We start from the raw sequence: 17,487 nt of genomic DNA on the forward strand, positions 1-17,487 counted from the left end.
CATGCCCGGCCAAAATACAGGCCCGACAATGAGCGCTGACACCGAGTTTCTTTGGTACATCCCGAACCAGGTCGCTCCCGGTCACCGCGGCGAGCCGGCCGTCGAGAACCACAACAGCCTGGAGACGCTGACCAGCCACGCGAAGGCGCTTGAGGAATACGGCTGGAAGGGCGCGCTGATCGGTACCGGCTGGGGTCGGCCCGACACTTTTACTGTCGCGGCCTCGCTCGCCGCGCGGACCACCTCCTTCGAGCCGCTCATCGCGATCCGCCCGGGGTACTGGCGGCCGGCGCACTTCGCATCCGCCGTAGCCACGCTCGACCAGCTGACCGCCGGTCGCGTGCGTATCAACATAGTGTCAGGCAAGGACAACCTCGCTGCGTATGGCGACAGCGAAGGTGACCAGATACATCGCTATGCCCGTACCAGAGAGTTCATGCGCCTGGTTCGCAGACTTTGGACTGAAGAGAACGTGACCTTTGCGGGCGAGCACTTCCAGGTCACTGGCTCTACCGTGATGCCCCGCATCCATGTCCGTGGCGATCGTCGCCATCCCAAGCTCTACTTCGGCGGCGCGTCGGAGGCGGCGGCGCGGGTGTCGGCCAGCGAGGCGGATGTCCAGCTCTTCTGGGGCGAGCCGCTCGACGGCGTCCGGGAGCGGATCGAGCGACTCAAAGCCTTGAGCAGGGAACTCGACCGAGACCTCCCGCCTCTGGAGTTCGGGTTGCGGGTCACCACGCTGGTCCGCGACACCGCTGGGCAGGCCTGGGCGGACGCAGAAGCGAAGGTCGACGAGATGGCCAAGGGCCAGGGAGCCGGCTGGAACGATCACGGTCGAGCGGTAGCGGTGGGCCAGCAGCGTCTGCTCGATCTGCACGCGCGCGGCGAGGTGCTGGACGACAATCTCTATACTGCGCCGGGCAAATATGGCGGCGGCGGCGCTGGCACCACCTGGCTGGTCGGCTCGGCCGCCGACGTCGCCCGCTCGCTCGGCAGGTACCGGGACCTGGGCATCACACACTTCGTGCTCTCGGACACGCCGTATCTTTCCGAGATCAAGCGGCAAGGCGATCAGTTGCTTCCGCTTTTGCGCAACGGGGCCCAAGCCGCGCTTCTTGAATGACCTGGGGTCGTCAGAACACCGAATAAGCCAGATTGCCAGTAGGGAAGACGATGTCACAGCCGGCCGCCTTCAGCATCCGCCCTTCCGACGCTGACCTGCGTGGTGAAGCGGCGCTGCGGCGGCGTTATCGAGCGCCGCAAAGCGCGCATACCGGAAGCTGGAACGAAGCCCTCGAGGCGATCCTTTCGCATCGCTCGGTCCGCAATTATCTCGCCAAGCCTCTGCCCGAAGGGACGCTGGAACTGATCGTCGCCGCCGCCCAGTCGGCGCCGACTTCTTCCAATCTCCAGGCGTGGAGCGTCATCGCAGTCGAGGATCCGGCGCGCAAGGCGCGGCTTGCCGAACTGGCGGCGATCAATCGCCATATCGAGCAGGCGCCGCTGCTGCTGGTCTGGCTGGCCGACCTGTCGCGGCTGCGTGCCATTGCCGAGGCAAAAGGCCGGGTGGGCGAGGGGCTAGACTATCAGGAGAGTTTTCTGCTGGCCGTGATCGACGCCGCACTTGCCGCACAGAACGCCGTGGTGGCGACCGATGCACTCGGGCTCGGCTCCTGCTACATCGGCGCGATGCGCAATCATCCGCAGGAGGTGGCGCGCGAACTCGGCCTCCCGCCGGAAACCGTGGCGGTGTTCGGCCTGACCGTCGGCTATCCCGATCTCCTGGCTGCGACTGACATCAAGCCCAGACTGCCGCAGGCTGCGGTGCTGCACCGCGAGCGCTATCGATCAGAGCCCGATCCGGACGATCTTGCAGCCTACAACCAGAGGCTTCGTTCATTCCAGCAGGAGCAGGCGATGCCTGTGTTGGACTGGACAGAGTTGGTTTCGAACCGCATCGGCAGCAAAGCAGCGCTGAAAGGCCGTGATCGCCTGGGCGAAGTGCTCAAAGCGCTGGGCTTCAAGCTCAAATAGGCGCGCGCCTGCTCGCGAGACCGCGGCGAGGCTATTCGGCCGCGATGATGGCGATGCGCGCCGGAAGCGCCGCCGGCGGTGGGACGTCGAGAGCGCCGAGCTGGCGCGCCTCGGCCTTCAGCCAGCCATGAAAGCGCTCGACCGTCTCCAGCTTCGCCTTGTGCGGCGTCGTCGCAAAATAATAGGAAAACTCGACCGGCTGCGGTGAGCCGAATGGACTGACCAGACGCCCCGCGGCGAGGTCAGGCTCGGCCAGCCGGAATTTGCCGAGACCGATGCCCTTGCCGGCCACAGCCGCGTCGAGCACCAGTGACGATTGGCTAAGCCGTATACCGCCTTCGACAAAGCGGCCAGACAGGCCGTTGGATCTCAGCCAGCCCTTCCAGTCAGGGCAGCTTGGATCGCGTTCCGGACCGTCCTCATGCAGGATCGGTGCGTCACGCAGCCCCTCCGGCCCGCGATAGAGACCGTGCATGCGAGCAAATTCCGGGCTGCAGACGGGCAGCACCGCTTCCGAAAACAGCCGTTCCGTCAGCAGGCCGCTATAGGCGCCCGACCCGTAGCGGATGACGCAGTCGACGTCTTCGCTGGCAAAATCGGCAAGCCTGGTCGATGCGTCGACCAGCACTTCTAGGCCGGGTACCGCGTCGCGCAGTGCGTCGAGGCGCGGGATCAGCCATTTGCTGGCGAAGGAGGGCGCGACCGACACTTTGATCGGCGCATCCTCCTCGTCGCCGGAAATCCGCGCGACCGACTCGACAACGACGTCGAAAGCCTCGGTGAGGCCGGGCATCAGCGCTTGGCCGGCCGACGTCAGCAGAAGCTCGCCACGGTTGCGATGGAACAGCGGTTGACCGAGGTGATCCTCGAGCAGGCGGATCTGCTGGCCGATGGCGGCAGGCGTCACATGGAGTTCTTCGGCCGCCCGCGTAAAGCTCAGGTGGCGGGCGGTTGCGACAAAAGCGCGAAGCGACGTCAGCGGCGGAAGCCTCGCCAGCGTCGGCCGCAGCTTCCTTGATTTTGCGCGAATGAGATCGACCATGGAGCGCATTCAACACGTTCAGGCCGGGCGCGACGAGGGCGGGCTTTGCGCCAAAGTGCCCGGTGGAAAATTTCGTTTGCCGCAGCGTCGCGGCAGCGGGAACGGAAATCTAAAAAATCGTAATGTCTACAATTCTTGTAGAAATAAGATCGGAGCGCTGATTTGGGCGTCGAGCAGCTTTGCCAGATCCTGGAATGAAACGGTCGTGCGAAGCAGTGCTTTCGGCAGACGATAGAAAATCATTCTTCCGGTTTTGCGGCGTGGCAGGGATCATCGCGTCGAGGCGCCGGAGTGTGTTCGGCCGCCGGATGCCATCGTAGCCGTTTTCCGGAGCTCAAGGCCATGTCTGTCAATCGTCGTCATTTCAACCAGCTGCTGTTGCTTGGCGGTGCGAGCTTCGCATTGCCCGGGGTTTCCTTCGCTGCCGAAGGAACGCCGGTCCAGGGTGGCACGCTCAACTGGGCCTACTATCCCGACCCCACCTCGCTGATTGCCATCAACACCTCGTCGGGCACCGGCCAGGCGATCGGTCCCAAGGTGAATGAAGGTCTGCTTGATTTCGCCTATGACCTCAGCCCGAAACCGCTGCTGGCGACGGAGTGGTCGATCAGCGATGACGGCCTGCGCTACACCTTCAAGCTGCGCGAGAGCGTCAAATGGCATGACGGCAAGGACTTCACGTCGGAAGACGTTGCCTTCACCATCTTCCGGCTGAAGGAGGCGCATCCGCGCGGCCGCATCACCTACCAAAACGTGACCGCGGTCGAGACGCCCGATCCGCACACCGCCATCATCGTGCTTTCAAAGCCGGCGCCCTATCTGATCACGGCACTGAGCAGCTCGGAATCACCGATTGTGCCGAAGCACGTCTACGAAACGTTCAAGCCGGCGGAACAGCCGAAGCTCGAACAGACGATCGGCACCGGTCCCTTCATTCTCAAGGAATGGGTGCCCGGCAGCCATCTGATCTTCGACCGCAATCCGGATTATTGGGACGCGCCTCGGCCCTACCTCGACCGCATCGTCCTGCACGTCATCCTCGACCCGGCCGCGCGTTCGGCGGCTCTTGAAACCGGCGAGATCGATATCGGCGCCAATCCCGTGCCGCTGGCCGACATCGAACGGCTGAAGGCAAACCCCGCTCTGGTCGTCGACACCAACACCTACGCCTATTCCGGCCCACAGCAGCAATTGTTCTTCAATTACGAGAACGAAATCCTGACCAAGCGCGATGTGCGCCTTGCCATCGCCCACGCAATCGACCTGCAGAAGCTGGTCGACATCGCGCTCTACGGCTATGCGCAGGTATCGCCGAGCCCGATCAGCACGGCGCTGCCCAAATGGTATGACCCCAGCATCAAGGCGCGCGAGCCCGATACCAAACTGGCGGAGAAGCTGCTCGACGACGCCGGCTATCCGCGTGGCGCCGATGGGACGCGCTTCAAGCTCCGGCTTGCCTACAACGCGTTCCTGCCGGCGTCCTATGCCGATTTCATCAAGCAGTCGTTGGCGACGGTCGGCATCGATGCCGAGATCCTCAAGCTTGACCTGTCGACGTTCCTGAAGACCGTCTACACCGACCGCGCCTGGGACCTGGTCGTCGAGTCGCTGTCGAACACCTTCGATCCGACGCTCGGTGTCCAGCGCGCCTACTGGTCGAAGAACTTCAAGATCGGCCTCGTCTTCTCCAACGCCAGCCACTATGCAAACCCCGAGGTCGACCAGATCCTCGAAGCGGCGGCGATCGAGCCCGACGAGACCAAGCGGCGCGAGCTCTGGTACAAATTCCAGCACATCATCCATGACGACGTGGTGTCGGTCGATCTGGTCGCCGCCGGCGCCCAGATTGTTGCCAACAAGAAGGTCAGGGATTTCGCGCCAGGCGCTCAGGGGATCAACAACAGCTTCGCGCAGATATGGCTCGCGCCAAACGCCTAAGCGTTCTGCAAGCCCTCTGGTTGGGATCGGCACGTGAAACTCCGGTCCCGACTTTCTCCATGAAGACAAATCGCGCCAATTCGGAGTACCGACCATGACCATCAACCGACGCCTGTTCAATCAGTTCCTGCTGCTGGCCGGCGCGAGTGCTGCACTTCCCGCCGGGGCATTCGCAGAAGACGCAAAGCCGGTGGCCGGCGGCACGCTCAATTTCGTCTACTATCCCGAGCCGAACCAGATCGTTTCCATCAACACCAGCGCTGGCGGACCGGCCACCATCGGTCCGAAGATTTTCGACGGCCTGCTCGCCTACGACTACGATCTCAATCCGCGACCGCAACTGGCCACCGAATGGTCGATCAGCGACGACGGGCTCGAATACGTCTTCAAGCTGCGCCAGGGAGTGAAGTTCAGCGATGGCCATGATTTGACCTCCGAGGACGTGGCCTTTTCTATCTCCCGGCTGCGCGAAGCGCATCCGCGCGGTCGCATCACCTTCCAGAACGTCACCGACATCGACACGTCGGACCCGCATATCGTGAAGATCAAATTGTCGAAGCCGTCCGCCGCCCTGATTTCGGGGCTGGCCGCGACGGAATCGCCTGTCGTGCCCAAACACATTTACGAGAAGCTGAAGCCGGCCGACGATCCGTCCTTCGAGCAGATCATCGGCAGCGGGCCGTTCGTGCTGAAGGAATGGGTAAAGGGCAGCCACATCCTCGTCGAAAAGAATCCGACCTATTGGGATGCGCCTAAACCCTATCTCGACCGGATCATTTTCCGCTTCATCACCGATCCGGGCGCGCGCGCCGCGGCGCTCGAAACGGGCGAGGTCGACATCGGACCGAACCCGGTGGCCTTCGCCGATCTGGAGCGTTTCAAGGCGCTGCCGCAATTCGTCGTCGACAGCACGGTCTTCGCCTATAGCGGCCCGCTGCACCAACTGATCATCAACCTCGAAAACCCGATCCTGAAGGAGAAAAAAGTCCGCCAGGCAATCGCACATGCGATCGATCTCGATGCGGTCAACGCCATCGTGTTCTACGGCTATGGCCAAGTGTCGCCGACACCGATCAGCGTCGTCAACAAGAAGTATTTCGATCCCGACGTGAAGGCCGCGACCGTCGATACGGCGCTGTCGGAAAAACTGTTAGACGAGGCCGGTTTCAAGCGAGGAGCGGACGGCATCCGCTTCAAGCTAAGGCTCACCAACAATCCCTACAATCCGTGGGGCTATGCCGACTTCCTCAAGCAGGCGCTGGCCAAGATCGGTATCGACGCCGAGATCCAGAAGTTCGACTTCGGCACCTATGTCAAAACCATCTACACCGACCGCACTTGGGACCTGTCGACCGAATCTTGCGGCAACATCTTCGACCCGAGCGCCGGGGCGCAGCGGCTCTACTGGTCAAAGAACATCAAGAAAGGGCTGCCGTTCTCCAACGGCGCGCATTATGAGAACCCGGAGGTTGACCGGTTGCTGGAAGCCGCATCGGTCGAGCTAGACGAGGCCAAGCGCAAGCAGCTCTTCTTCAAGTTCCAGGAGATCATCGCCGACGAGTTGCCGATCATCAATCTGATCGCGCCACCGACCATCATCATCGCCCGCAAAACCGTCAAGAACTACGCGCCTGGCGCCGAAGGCCTGTCAGCGAATTTCGCCGACGCCTATCTCGACCCGAACGCCTAAATCTGCCGGGCAATCATGAGAGAAGGGCCGCATAGAGCTGCGGCCGTTTTCGTTTCTTCCATTTCGCAAAGCTGGTAACTTCAGGCCAAAGCACGCAGCCTTGGGCTGGCGCCGACCAGAAGGCCGGCAAGGGCTATGGCCTGCGCCAGTTGTTCGCCGATCGAGCTCGATTCCCAGGCGACGCCGCGCAGCGGATGGCCGATGGCGAACAGATTGCCATGGGTCTCGCCATCACGGGAAATCACCTGGCAGTCATGCGTCGCGTCGATGCCGAAGCCGGTCGCATGCGGCCTGACGATGCCGTTCTCGAGCAGGTTCTGGACGAATGGATCGGCGATCCGCCGCCAATCATGCTCCTGATGGCCGCGGCAGTTGACGACGCCGTCGAAGCGCAGCCGTTCGACCGCGCCGGTATCACGCCAGCGGATTTCAGCGACGATGCCATTTGCCTGCGGATGGAGTGCCAGCACCCGTCCCGCTCGACCCGTCCAACGGCCTTGGCTTCGCGCCAGTGCCACGCGCTCAAAGCTCGGTGGCGCCGCGCGGTGCGCGGTGACATCCCAGAAGGCGCGCAGATGGCGTGCGAACTTCAAGCGCTCCTTGTCGGTGGCGCCTTGCCACAAGGCCAGGATCCACGGCCGGATCGTCAGCGGCAGCCCTTGCCAGTCCAGGCCGGTGGGTTCGATTGCCCGGCGTTCGGCCTTGACCAGTGCGAGAAGCGCCCTGGTGGTTTTCGGCAGCGGCCGCCCGGCGAGGAAATCGCGCCACGCTTCCACGTTGCGCCGAGGTTCGACGATCTGTCCGCGCCGCGACACGACGCGATAACCGCCCTTGAAGCCGCGCGCTTCCATGCTGGCGACGACGTCGACCATGCTGAGGCTGGAGCCGATCAGCAGCAGTTCCTTGCTGCCAGCGAGCCGATCGAGCGCCGCCGAATCCCAGGGATTGGCGACATAACGGGGATCGCCGACGACGGCTGCTTCCGTGGTGGACGGCTGGCTCTGGAACACCCCGGTTGCCAGTACCGCCTCATCCGCCAGCAATTGCTGGCTATCGCTGGTGCCGACGCATACCCCGGACGGACCCGTCAGCATGTCGACGGCGGATGCCTTGATGTGGCGCAGCGAAGAACGCGGATCTGCTTCTCTGATCGCTCTCGTCAGTTCCGACAGGACATAGCTGCCGAACAGCCAGCGCGGCGGGCTTGAGTCCGGGACATCCTCGGGCGGTGTCCAGCCGTGCTCCGGCCCATTCGCCATAAGCCAGCGAACGAGGTGATCGGGATCGTCCGGATGCAGCGAGAAGATGCGCGCCGCGCCGTTGACGAGGTGTTGTGGATCGACGGTGCTATAGGCGACGCCGCGACCAAGCTCGGCCCGGCGCTCGATGATGGTGATTGCCAGCGGCTCAGTTGAACGGTCGAGCAGCTTGATCGCGGTAACCGCGCCGGCAAAGCCGCCGCCAACGATGATGATTGAACGAGGGATCGAGCGTAGCGGGGAGGAAGGGGTATGAAGCATCAAGAACCTTTGCGACGCCGGTGGTCGTGGCTCCAGCCCATCGCCCCGGCAACGATCATCGTGCTTTCCCGTAACCCGATGTCAAAAAACAATAATTGCCAGCTGGCGAAAGGCATTCTTTCACTCAGCGGGTTTGGCAGGCGCTAGATAGGAACGCCCTTTGCGACCAGCCCGAGAACCGCTGATGACTGAAAATCGAAAGATAAGGCTTGGAGCCTTTGTTCGCGGACCGGGCCATCATGTCGCTGCCTGGCGCCATCCCGATGTGCCTGCCAATCCGGGCCTGAGCTTCCAGCACTATGCGGACGCCGCGCGCACTGCCGAGCGTGGCCTGTTCGACATGGTGTTTCTGGCCGACAGCCTCAGCGCGCGCAATGGCGAGCAGCCGATCGAGACCTTCGAGCGCACCGGCCATGTCGTGCATTTCGAGCCGCTGACGCTTTTGTCGGCGCTCTCGACCATCACGCAAGGGATCGGGCTCGTTGCGACCGCCTCGACCACCTATTGGGAGCCGTTCCACTTGGCGCGGCTGTTCGCTTCGATCGATCATCTCAGCGGCGGCAGGACAGGCTGGAATGTCGTCACCTCAGCCGATGCGCCGGCGGCGGCGAATTTCAGCCTCGACCAGCATCCCGTTCATGCCGACCGTTACGCCCGCGCCGAGGAATTCGTCGCTGTCGCGCAGAAGCTTTGGGACAGCTGGGACGACGATGCCTTCGTCGCCGACAAGGCTTCGGGGATCGCCATCGACCGGCGCGGCATCCACGCCCCGGACCATGTCGGCCGGCATTTCCGCGTCAAAGGGCCGCTCAACGTCGCCCGCCCGCCGCAGGGCCATCCCGTCATCGTTCAGGCCGGCTCTTCCGATGCCGGCCAGCAGCTGGCGGCGCAGACGGCGGAGGTGGTTTTCACCGCCCATCCGACCATCGAATCGGCCCGAGGTTTTTACAGCGAGCTGAAAGGCCGGTTGGGCTCCTTTGGTCGCTCTGCCGATTCTTTGAAGATCATGCCCGGTGTCTTCCCGGTCGTCGCGCCGACGCGCACGGACGCCGAGGACAAGTTCGATGCGATCCAGCGCCTGGTCGATCCTGTGGTTGGTGTGGCGCTGGTTTCAGGATTGCTCGGCGGTGTCGATCTTTCCGGCCATTCACTCGACGGACCGTTGCCGGAACTGGGCAGTTCCGATGCCGTGAAGAGCCGCCTGAAAGTCGTTTCCGAATTGGCCGCGAGCCGGAACCTGACCATCCGCCAATTGTATCTCGCCGTTGCCGGCGCGCGCGGCCATTTCCAGATCGTCGGCACGCCAAAGGATGTGGCCGACATGATGGAGGAGTGGTTCGCCGGTGGCGCGGCGGACGGCTTCAACGTCATGCCGCCGATCCTGCCGACGGGCCTCACCGATTTTGTCGACCTCGTCATTCCGGAGCTGCAGCGGCGGCGTCTGTTCCGGACTGCTTACGAAGGCGGGACGTTGCGCGAGAACCTCGGCCTTGCGCGTCCGATCCGTGGCGCCGCTGAACAGCAAGAGAGGAAAGCATCATGAGCGACAGGACGATCGATTCGAAAATGTTTCGCCAATGGCTGGCGGATGGCGAAGAACTGGCGGTACTAGACATTCGCGACAGCGCGACTGTCGGATACGCATCGCCGCTGTTCGCCACCAACCTGCCCGCGGCTCAGGTCGAGGCCGAGATCGACCGCTTCATCCCGCGCAAATCGGTGCGCACCGTGCTGGCGGACGACGGCAGCGGCGTTGCCGAGCAACTTGTCGAACGACTGGTGGGGTATGGCCGTACTCAGCTGTTTTCGCTGAACGGTGGAATTCCGGAATGGACGCAAAGCGGCGTTGAAGACCTGCCGACCTTCGATACGCCGGGCGTCGATTTTTCGCTGGCGATCCGCGACGAGAAGGGAACCCCGGTCGTCAGCGTTGAAGAGCTCGCGGTGCTCAGAGGCCGAGGCGCCGACGTGGTGGTGCTCGACAGCCGCACGGTGGCGGAGTTCGAAAAGGACCATGTGCCGGGCGCCATCAGCGTGCCGGGCGCCGAGCTGGTGCTACGCTTCGCCGACCTGGTGCGTTCACCGGAGACGAAGGTTGTCGTCTCCTGCGCCGGCCTGCCGCGCGCCATCATCGGGGCGCAGACACTGATCGATGCCGGCGTGCCCAACCGGGTCGCCTATCTGCACGACGGCACCAGGGCATGGCGCGAGGCCGGTCTTGCACTCGAAACCGGCAAGACCGCAATCTATGGTCCGGCAAGCGAGGATGCCAAGCGTTTCGCCGGGGAGCACATCGCAAAGCTTGCCGAAGGCGACAGCTTTCCCCGCATCAATGCGGCCACGGCCGCAAACTGGGCGAAGGACGAAACGCGGACGACCTACCTGCTTGACGTGCGCACGCCCGACGAGTTCGCCGAAGCGCATATTCCGGGGTCGATCGCGTCTGAGGGCGGGCAGTTGCTCGGTGTCGCCTATCGCACCATCGCCGTGCGCGGCGCCCGCGTCGTGCTGATCGACGATCTGCTCGGTGTCCGCGCGGCGACGACGGCGCATTGGCTGCAGCGGCGCGGCTTCGAGATCGCGATCCTCTTGTACGACTTCCAGTCGACCAGCCTGGTGGAAGCGGCGTAGGGCAGGAGCACTGTCAGGCGATTTTTTCGGGGGCCACTATTCGGCGGCTTCCGATTGGCGGCGACGGCCCGCCAGCACGTTCTTCTGCATCGCCGTCAGCGAAGACCGCACGGCTTTGGCGCCGTGCTCCAGCATCTTGGCCTCATACTCCGACAGCGCCTGGAGAAGCGGCTTGTCGCCGCGTTTGGCGGCCACCAGCTCTGGCACCAGCAGCCCGGCGTCGTAGATCGCGGTGTTGCCGCCAAGCGCGCGAAAATAGGTCATGGCGTGGATGGCATCGCCAAGCAGCGTCACCGGTTTCGTCGGCCAGGGATCGACAGGTTCGGAGCTGTGGACATGAAGCAGCGCCACCGTCGATGGGTCGGTGTAGCGGATGAGGTTGAGGATTTCCGGGTGCCAGTGGGCGATCTTCGAGATCAGCAGGTCAATCAGTTCTGAACCGGAGAGCTTTGCCAGCGCGTCGTCTGTGGCAAGTTCGTCCTTTTCATAGGCGGTGTTCCACCAGACATAGCTGGTGGTGTTGTTGAAATGGAAGCCGGAAAAATCCTTGTGGGTGGCGTCGTCCAGCCCGATCAGTCCATGCTTTCGGAATGCGTCGACATTGACCCTGTGGCTGGTGACCATAAGCCCATGACCTTCGGTTGGCCTGACGCCGGCATTGTAGTCGAGTAGCAGCGGCGAGATCTGGTGAAGGGCTGCGGCATGCAGCGTCATCTTGCCGGCCAGACGCCTGACGCCGGTGTCGAAGCTTCGCGCATGCGGCACCAGTTGCTGGCGCACCCGCGAGCGGGCGCCGTCGGCACCGACCAGCACGTCGGCATGGATTGCCGAGCCGTCCTCGAAATGCGCGACGACCGAACCATCCGGCTGCTCGTCGTAGCGAGAGAAGACCTTGCCATAGCGCATGATGCCGTCGAGGCCGGACAACAGCACCTGGCGCAGCGTGATACGGCTTACCGATTTTTCGATATGCGTGTCGTCGGCCTCGCCCGGCGCGTTGCCGCCGCCCCAGGCATCCTCGCCCAGAATGTTGAAATTCTCGTCGAGCAGGATGTTGCGATCCGGCGCCTGGCCGAGCGTGGCGACAAAAGCGTCGTAGAGTTCCGGCGGCAAATTGGCGATCAGGGAATCGATGCCGCGCTGGCGGATGCGCAGACGAAAACCCTGGACATAGTCGGTGCGGGCGCGGTCCTTCTCGAAGACCGCGACACTGATGCCGTTCTTCTTCAGGCCTTGCGCCAGTGTCAGGCCGCCGGGGCCTCCGCCGATGATGGCGACTTCGACATGTTCTGTTGTCATGGCGCTCAACCGACCGCCGCGAGCTTGGGCTTGCCCGCGGCAATAGCCGGCGTCTCGGCCAACTGCCGGGCGATATGGCGGCTGAGCGTCGCCTTGGCGGCGATCGTGCGGATCATGTGGTTCTGCGGTGCGTGGGAACGGGCGGTCAGCGCATCACGGTGGTGGCGCTCAAGCTGGAAATCTCTGTTAAGGCCTGGATTGCCGGCAAGCTCCAGCGCCAGCGAGGTGACGGCAACGGCATTGTCGATGACGACATGCCTGACCGTCATGCCGTCGGTGCCCACAGGCCGGCCGGCGTCGACATCTTCGGCGAGTGAACGCAGCAGCCGCGCGCTGCTCGCAAGCCGAACCTCTATGTCGCCCAGCCCTGACTGGATGTGCGGCACGGTCGACAGCGGCGCACCAAGACTTGCCGGCGCGTGCGTGCTGACAAAGGAGACCAGCCGGTCACGGGCAGCACGGGCGGCACCGTGGTAGACAGCGCCGATCAGCGAAAAGAAGAACGCCGTCGCGCTTTCCTCGCGCCTCAGCGGCTCGGATGCCGGCTGCGCCTCGGTGATGTCTTCGGCAGGAACCGCAACATTATCCAGAATGATGTCGTCGCTGGCCGTCGCCCGCATGCCGGCGGCGTTCCATGTCTTTTCGACGCGAAATCCAGGCGCGTCGGTCGGCACCAGGAATGAAGCCAGACGCGGCTGCGGCTCGTCGGTCAGCGCCAGCAAGTTCACCCATTTCAGAATAGGAATGCCGGTGACGTAGTTCTTGTGGCCGGATATCCGCCAGACGTTGCCGTCCCGCCGGGCAATGGTTTCGGGCGGCTTGCCATGAGCTGGCGAGCCGATCCGGGGCTCGGCCTGGGCGGCGTTGATCAGGGCAGGGCCAAGGCGCCCGGCCTCGACAATCCGCTGAACCAGATGGCGCGGCCATTTTCCGGATTTCCGCATCGCATACTGGCTGTTGTAGTGCATGGCCAGCACCAGCGCTGTCGACGGCTCGCCACGACCGATCTCGGCGATCACCGCCTGTGCTTCCGTCAGCCCGCCACCGAAGCCGCCATGTTCGCGCGCCGTGACCAGGCCAAGCAGCCCCGCCTGGTGAAGCCGGTCGAAATTGGCGAATGGGAATTCCCCGGTCGCGTCGTGATGCGCGGCGGTCAGCGCGAAGTCGTCGGCGAGGCCGGCCACTTTCTCGAGGAGTTGCGGAAACTCGGCAATTGTCGACATCATGACGTTGGCTTTCTCTCAGGCGGCGGCCCGAATGTTCACCAGATCGAGCGGCCGGCGATCGACCCAGTGCTCGACGTCGAAATCGCCGGCGAGGAAGCCCCAGTCGCGCAGGAAATCCTTGTAGTGGGAAACCGCTGCGACGAGCTCAGGCTGCAGTCCGAGGCCGAGATGCTTATGGACATCCGGGCCATTGGCGGCCAGCACCTGTTCCTCGGTGGCCCCGGCTTCGCGGGCAACAAAGCGCTGCGTCTCTTCCGGATGCGCCTCGGCCCAGGCACTGGCGCGCAGGATGGTCTCGATCAGTCGCGCGACCAGATCGGGGCGTTGTTCCGCCAGCAGTTCATCGACGGTCAGCACGCGCGGCGAACCGGAATTGATGCGGATGTTCGGGTCGGGGTGGAAGCCGAATTCCACGACCTGGATGGCGCCGATCAGATTGGCGACATTGATGCCGGCCGTGCCCTTGACATAGATGGCGTCGACCTCGCCGCGGATCAGGGCTGCGGCTTCCTCGCCATAGGGCTGCTTGCGCTTGAGGCCGAACAGCGACGGTCCTTCCTGGCCGTCGAGCACGCTGTCGGCCAGCGCTATGTCGACGATCTCGACGTCGCCATAGCCAAGGCCCTCGAGCGAGAGCGCCGAGACCAGTCCCTTCAACGCCGTCGCTCGCATGAAGTCGACGATTCCCTCGGGGCGCCGGGCGATGCCGAAGCGACGGCCTTTCAGGTCCTGGATTGTCCTGATGCCGGAACCGGGCAGGGCGATGATTGCCTGGAATTCGTCGGTCCAGGTGATGCCGACGAGACGCGTCTTGCGCCCTTCGGACCGCGCGCGGATCGGCGGCACGTTGCCGCCGTGGCGGAACGACCAGTCGAGCGTATGGTTGAAATGGCTCTGGCGGATGTCGCGATTGGGCGAATCGATGATCGACTTCAATTCGATCCCCTCCTTGCGAAAGGTCTCGTCGAGAAGCCCGAGCTGTGCGGCGAGCCCGACAGGCGTCGGCACCGGGCAGCGTGTGTACCAGATTTCGGAGATCGCAGTCGCGGTCATGATGGCTCCTTAGGTGTTGCGCAGGCCGGCCTGCTTCATCAGCGGCAGGATGTTCTCGCCGAAGAATTCGAGGTCAGGCTTGAAATCGAAGAAGGACAGCTGCAGGCCGTCAATGCCGGCGTCCTTCAACTTGACGAACTGGTCGACGATCTGTTCGGGCGTGCCGATGAGATAGATGTTGCCGCCGACCTTGGCGTAGGGATCGTCGCGGCCCTCGCGTCCTTTCCAGGCCTGGGCATCGCTGTTGAAGGTCTGGAAGCCTTTCGGCGTGCGGCTGTCGGCATGAGCGACGATCTCATCGGCGACCGCCCAGGCCTCCTTCTCGGTCGGCCTGCTGATGACCAGCGGGTTGAGCAGCGTGCGCACGGTGCGGCCGACGCCGAGGGCTGCGTCCTTCACCTTCTTCGTATGCGCCGGCAGCGCTTCCAGCGCGCTGGCGATGTCGGAGCCGGCCGGGCTGGTGACGAAGACGATGTCGGAATAGCGGCCGGCAAAGGAAATGCCGGCGTCGGAGCCGGTGGCATTGACCAGGATCGGCCGGCCGTAATTCGGCTTGGGCGTGACGAAGCCGCCATTGAGCTTCCAGCTCGATTCTCCGGAGAATGAGAAATTCTCGTCGTCCTGCCACAGTCGCTGCAGCACTTCGACGAACTCGGCGGCGAGTTCATAGCGGCGGTCGTGCTCGATGCGGTTCCAGCCGAACATTTCATGTTCGACGGCGCGATGGCCGGTGACGACGTTGATGCCCCAGCGGCCGCCGGAGATGTGGTCGAGCGTGGCGCCGAATTTCGCCAGATGCAGCGGATGCCAGGGACCGTAGAGAACATGCATGGTCGAGATCAGCATGATCTTCTTGGTGATCGCGGCCATGGCCGCGACGGAGACGAAACTGTCCAGCGCCTGGCCGTTGAAGACACCGCCATAACCGCCCTTGGGCAGCCACTGGCTGAGCGCGAAGACGAGGTCGAAGCCAAGCTCCTCGGCCTTCAACGTCAGGTCGCGATTGTAGTCGAAGCGCCAGTCGGTCGAGCGCGGCAAGGTCGAGTTGGTCCAGCCACCGGCCTGGATCGGCAAGAATAGCCCGAGCAGCACCGGCTGCTGAAGCGCTTTCGACAGCGGGCTGTCCGGATAGTCGGTCGGCGCCTTGAAGAAGGGCGTGCCGACGATGGAACCAGGCTTGTGGGCGAGCGTCATGGCGAACTTTCTCGGGTGGAGGAAGGGAACCCGTGCGAAGGACCGCGCACGGGTCAGGCTCAGGCGACGATATGGGCGGTTGCGAGGGAGCCGGCATTGCCCTCGGCGCCCACCGTGTGACCGGCTATGCGCCTGTTGTAGAGGGTGATTTCCGGTTGGCTGACGATGCCGATATCGGGCAGGTCCTCGACAAGGATCTGCTGGATCGCGGCCCATTGCTCGAAGCGCTTTTCGTGGTCGACCTCGACGGCGGCCGCTTCAAGAAGTTCGTCGACCTTGGCATTGCTGTATTTCGAACCGTTGGAGAACGGCACGCCGGGTTTGAAATTTTTCGACCAGTAGAGGCGCTGTACGCCTACCGTCGGGTCGAACAGATTGCTCATGCCGTTGAAGGTGAAGTCGAAGTCGCGGTCGGTGTAGATGCGCTTGGTGTAGGTGGCGAAATCCTGGCTGCGCACGGTGACCTCGATCCCGACCGCGGCCAATGCCTGCTTGATGTAATCGGCGCCGCGCTTGTAGGTTTCGCCGCTCGGGACATAGTCGTGGACAAGCTTGAGCCGGGTACCGTTGGCGTCGCGCGGCAAGCCTGCTTCATCGAGCAGTTTATCGGCGGCGGCCGTGTCGACCGGATAGGTCTTCAGGTCGGCGACGAACCACTTCTTCAGATTGGGGTTGATCGGGCCTGGAATGGTTTCGCCATAGCCATAGTTGATCGTCTCGCGGATGACGTTGCGGTCGATGACATGGGCGAAGGCACGGCGGACGCGAACATCCTGGAAATAGGCTTTCTCCAGGTTGAATTCGACCCGGCTGATGCCATTGGAATATTGGTAGCCCTGCTTCTCGAAGCCGATATGCGGCAGCGTCTCAAAACGCTGCAAATCGCTGTACGGAATCGGCGTTGCCGGCGCCAGATCGATCTCGCCGGTCTCCAGCGCCAGCGCGCGCGCCGAAGCGTCCGGGATGAAGCGCACGATCAACCGGTCGAGATAGGGGCGCGGTGCGTCCCAGTAGTCAGGATTGCGTTCGTAAACGATGTGGCTGCCGCGCACCCATTCTTTGAAGACGAACGGGCCGGTGCCGACCGGAGCGACGTTGACCGGATTTTCGGCTGCCTTTGTGCCGTCATAGAGGTGCTTCGGCACGATTGGCGTTTCGGCCGCAGCCAGGGCCGTGATCAAGTAAGGCGCCGGCCTCGACAGAACCAGCGCTACGGTCAGCGGATCCGGCGTCTGGATGTCTACAAGGTTGAGGAAGGTGTTGCGGCCGCGCGGATGAACCTCTCTGATCGTGGTGATCGAATAGGCGACGTCGGCGGCGGTGAACGGCTGGCCATCATGCCACTTCACGCCTTCGCGCAGCTTGAAGGTGTATTGCAGCCCATCGCCACTGACTGACCATTGTCTGGCCAGGGATGGGCGCGGCGTGAGATCGAAATCATAGGTCAGCAGGCCCTCGGTGGTCTTTGCCGAGACGTAGACCGAATTGAATGCCGTGTGGGCGATGGTCGTCAGCACAGGCGGCTCAGCCGAGAGCACCAGCGTCGCCGTTCCACCCTGTTTCGGCTCGGCGGCGTAGGCGCTGCGCGATGCAGGCAACAGGGTCGCTCCGAGCGCGGCCGCCGAGATGCCGAGGAACCTGCGGCGGTTCGGACTGAGGAAATGAGACATAGCGTCCTGGTCCTTTTTTGCTGCCGGACCCGATCGGCCGATCGTCGGCCGCCAGGCTAAAAATCCGTCGTTCCAAGAGCGGGCCCGTTTGCGAAAAGATTTGGCCGACCTGCTCCCGCGCTTAAGATTTCATACTTCAAACAGCTAAGTTTGTAGTATGAAATAAAATTCTATTCTGCAATGAAGCCAT

The 17,487-nt window shown here is 63.3% G+C and carries 13 protein-coding genes; 6 read left to right on the forward strand and 7 right to left on the reverse strand.

What is annotated here, in order from left to right; all coding sequences use genetic code 11:
• The first annotated feature begins 28 nt into the window (after positions 1-28).
• Positions 29-1,123, forward strand: a complete 1,095-nt coding sequence (locus NKH93_RS13650; RefSeq protein ID WP_352970614.1) for an LLM class flavin-dependent oxidoreductase — start codon at positions 29-31, stop codon at positions 1,121-1,123.
• 50 nt (positions 1,124-1,173) lie between these two features.
• Positions 1,174-2,034, forward strand: coding sequence for an NADPH-dependent oxidoreductase (locus NKH93_RS13655; protein WP_352918379.1), 861 nt, complete (start codon positions 1,174-1,176; stop codon positions 2,032-2,034).
• A 31-nt stretch (positions 2,035-2,065) separates the two neighbouring features.
• Here the strand turns inward: NKH93_RS13655 and gcvA are convergent, their stop codons facing one another.
• On the reverse strand, positions 2,066-3,076 hold the full coding sequence (gcvA, locus tag NKH93_RS13660) for a transcriptional regulator GcvA (RefSeq protein WP_352820127.1): 1,011 nt from the start codon (positions 3,074-3,076) through the stop codon (positions 2,066-2,068).
• Positions 3,077-3,418: 342 nt separating this feature from the next.
• Between gcvA and NKH93_RS13665 the strand changes: the two genes are divergently transcribed.
• Both NKH93_RS13665 and NKH93_RS13670 read left to right on the forward strand, forming a co-directional pair.
• A complete protein-coding gene (locus NKH93_RS13665; RefSeq protein WP_352831688.1) occupies positions 3,419-5,014 on the forward strand; it encodes an ABC transporter substrate-binding protein in 1,596 nt (531 codons plus the stop codon).
• A gap of 94 nt (positions 5,015-5,108) precedes the next feature.
• The gene (locus NKH93_RS13670) at positions 5,109-6,704 is read left to right on the forward strand and encodes an ABC transporter substrate-binding protein (protein ID WP_352820129.1); all 1,596 of its coding nucleotides are present in this window, start codon (positions 5,109-5,111) and stop codon (positions 6,702-6,704) included.
• 80 nt (positions 6,705-6,784) lie between these two features.
• Here the strand turns inward: NKH93_RS13670 and NKH93_RS13675 are convergent, their stop codons facing one another.
• Positions 6,785-8,224 (reverse strand): FAD/NAD(P)-binding protein, encoded by a 1,440-nt coding sequence (locus NKH93_RS13675; RefSeq protein ID WP_352820130.1) that lies wholly within the window; start codon positions 8,222-8,224, stop codon positions 6,785-6,787.
• A gap of 181 nt (positions 8,225-8,405) precedes the next feature.
• Here NKH93_RS13675 and NKH93_RS13680 point away from each other — a divergent pair, with 181 nt between their 5' ends.
• Positions 8,406-9,767, forward strand: coding sequence for an LLM class flavin-dependent oxidoreductase (locus NKH93_RS13680; protein ID WP_352820146.1), 1,362 nt, complete (start codon positions 8,406-8,408; stop codon positions 9,765-9,767).
• Complete coding sequence (locus NKH93_RS13685; protein ID WP_352616960.1) at positions 9,764-10,855, forward strand: rhodanese-like domain-containing protein; 1,092 nt, start codon at positions 9,764-9,766, stop codon at positions 10,853-10,855. Before NKH93_RS13680 ends, NKH93_RS13685 begins: the two co-directional genes overlap by 4 nt.
• Before the next feature lie 36 nt (positions 10,856-10,891).
• On the opposite strand, the gene NKH93_RS13690 is transcribed toward NKH93_RS13685, so the two are convergent.
• Genes NKH93_RS13690 through NKH93_RS13710 form a run of 5 tightly spaced genes read right to left on the reverse strand, consistent with a single transcriptional unit; the run spans position 10,892 to position 17,297 of the window.
• Positions 10,892-12,154: an FAD-dependent oxidoreductase gene (locus NKH93_RS13690; RefSeq protein ID WP_352616956.1), complete on the reverse strand. Its 1,263-nt coding sequence runs from the start codon at positions 12,152-12,154 to the stop codon at positions 10,892-10,894.
• Positions 12,155-12,159: 5 nt separating this feature from the next.
• Entirely contained in the window at positions 12,160-13,377 is a 1,218-nt protein-coding gene (locus NKH93_RS13695) for an acyl-CoA dehydrogenase family protein (RefSeq protein ID WP_352820148.1), read from the reverse strand.
• A gap of 18 nt (positions 13,378-13,395) precedes the next feature.
• The gene (locus tag NKH93_RS13700; protein WP_352820131.1) at positions 13,396-14,433 is read right to left on the reverse strand and encodes an ABC transporter substrate-binding protein; all 1,038 of its coding nucleotides are present in this window, start codon (positions 14,431-14,433) and stop codon (positions 13,396-13,398) included.
• A 9-nt stretch (positions 14,434-14,442) separates the two neighbouring features.
• On the reverse strand, positions 14,443-15,627 hold the full coding sequence (locus NKH93_RS13705; protein WP_352471360.1) for an LLM class flavin-dependent oxidoreductase: 1,185 nt from the start codon (positions 15,625-15,627) through the stop codon (positions 14,443-14,445).
• 59 nt (positions 15,628-15,686) lie between these two features.
• Positions 15,687-17,297: an ABC transporter substrate-binding protein gene (locus tag NKH93_RS13710; RefSeq protein ID WP_352540160.1), complete on the reverse strand. Its 1,611-nt coding sequence runs from the start codon at positions 17,295-17,297 to the stop codon at positions 15,687-15,689.
• Positions 17,298-17,487 lie beyond the last annotated feature (190 nt).

Origin of the sequence: Mesorhizobium sp. M0954, assembly GCF_040319155.1 — a bacterium.
Taxonomy (GTDB): Bacteria; Pseudomonadota; Alphaproteobacteria; order Rhizobiales; family Rhizobiaceae; genus Mesorhizobium.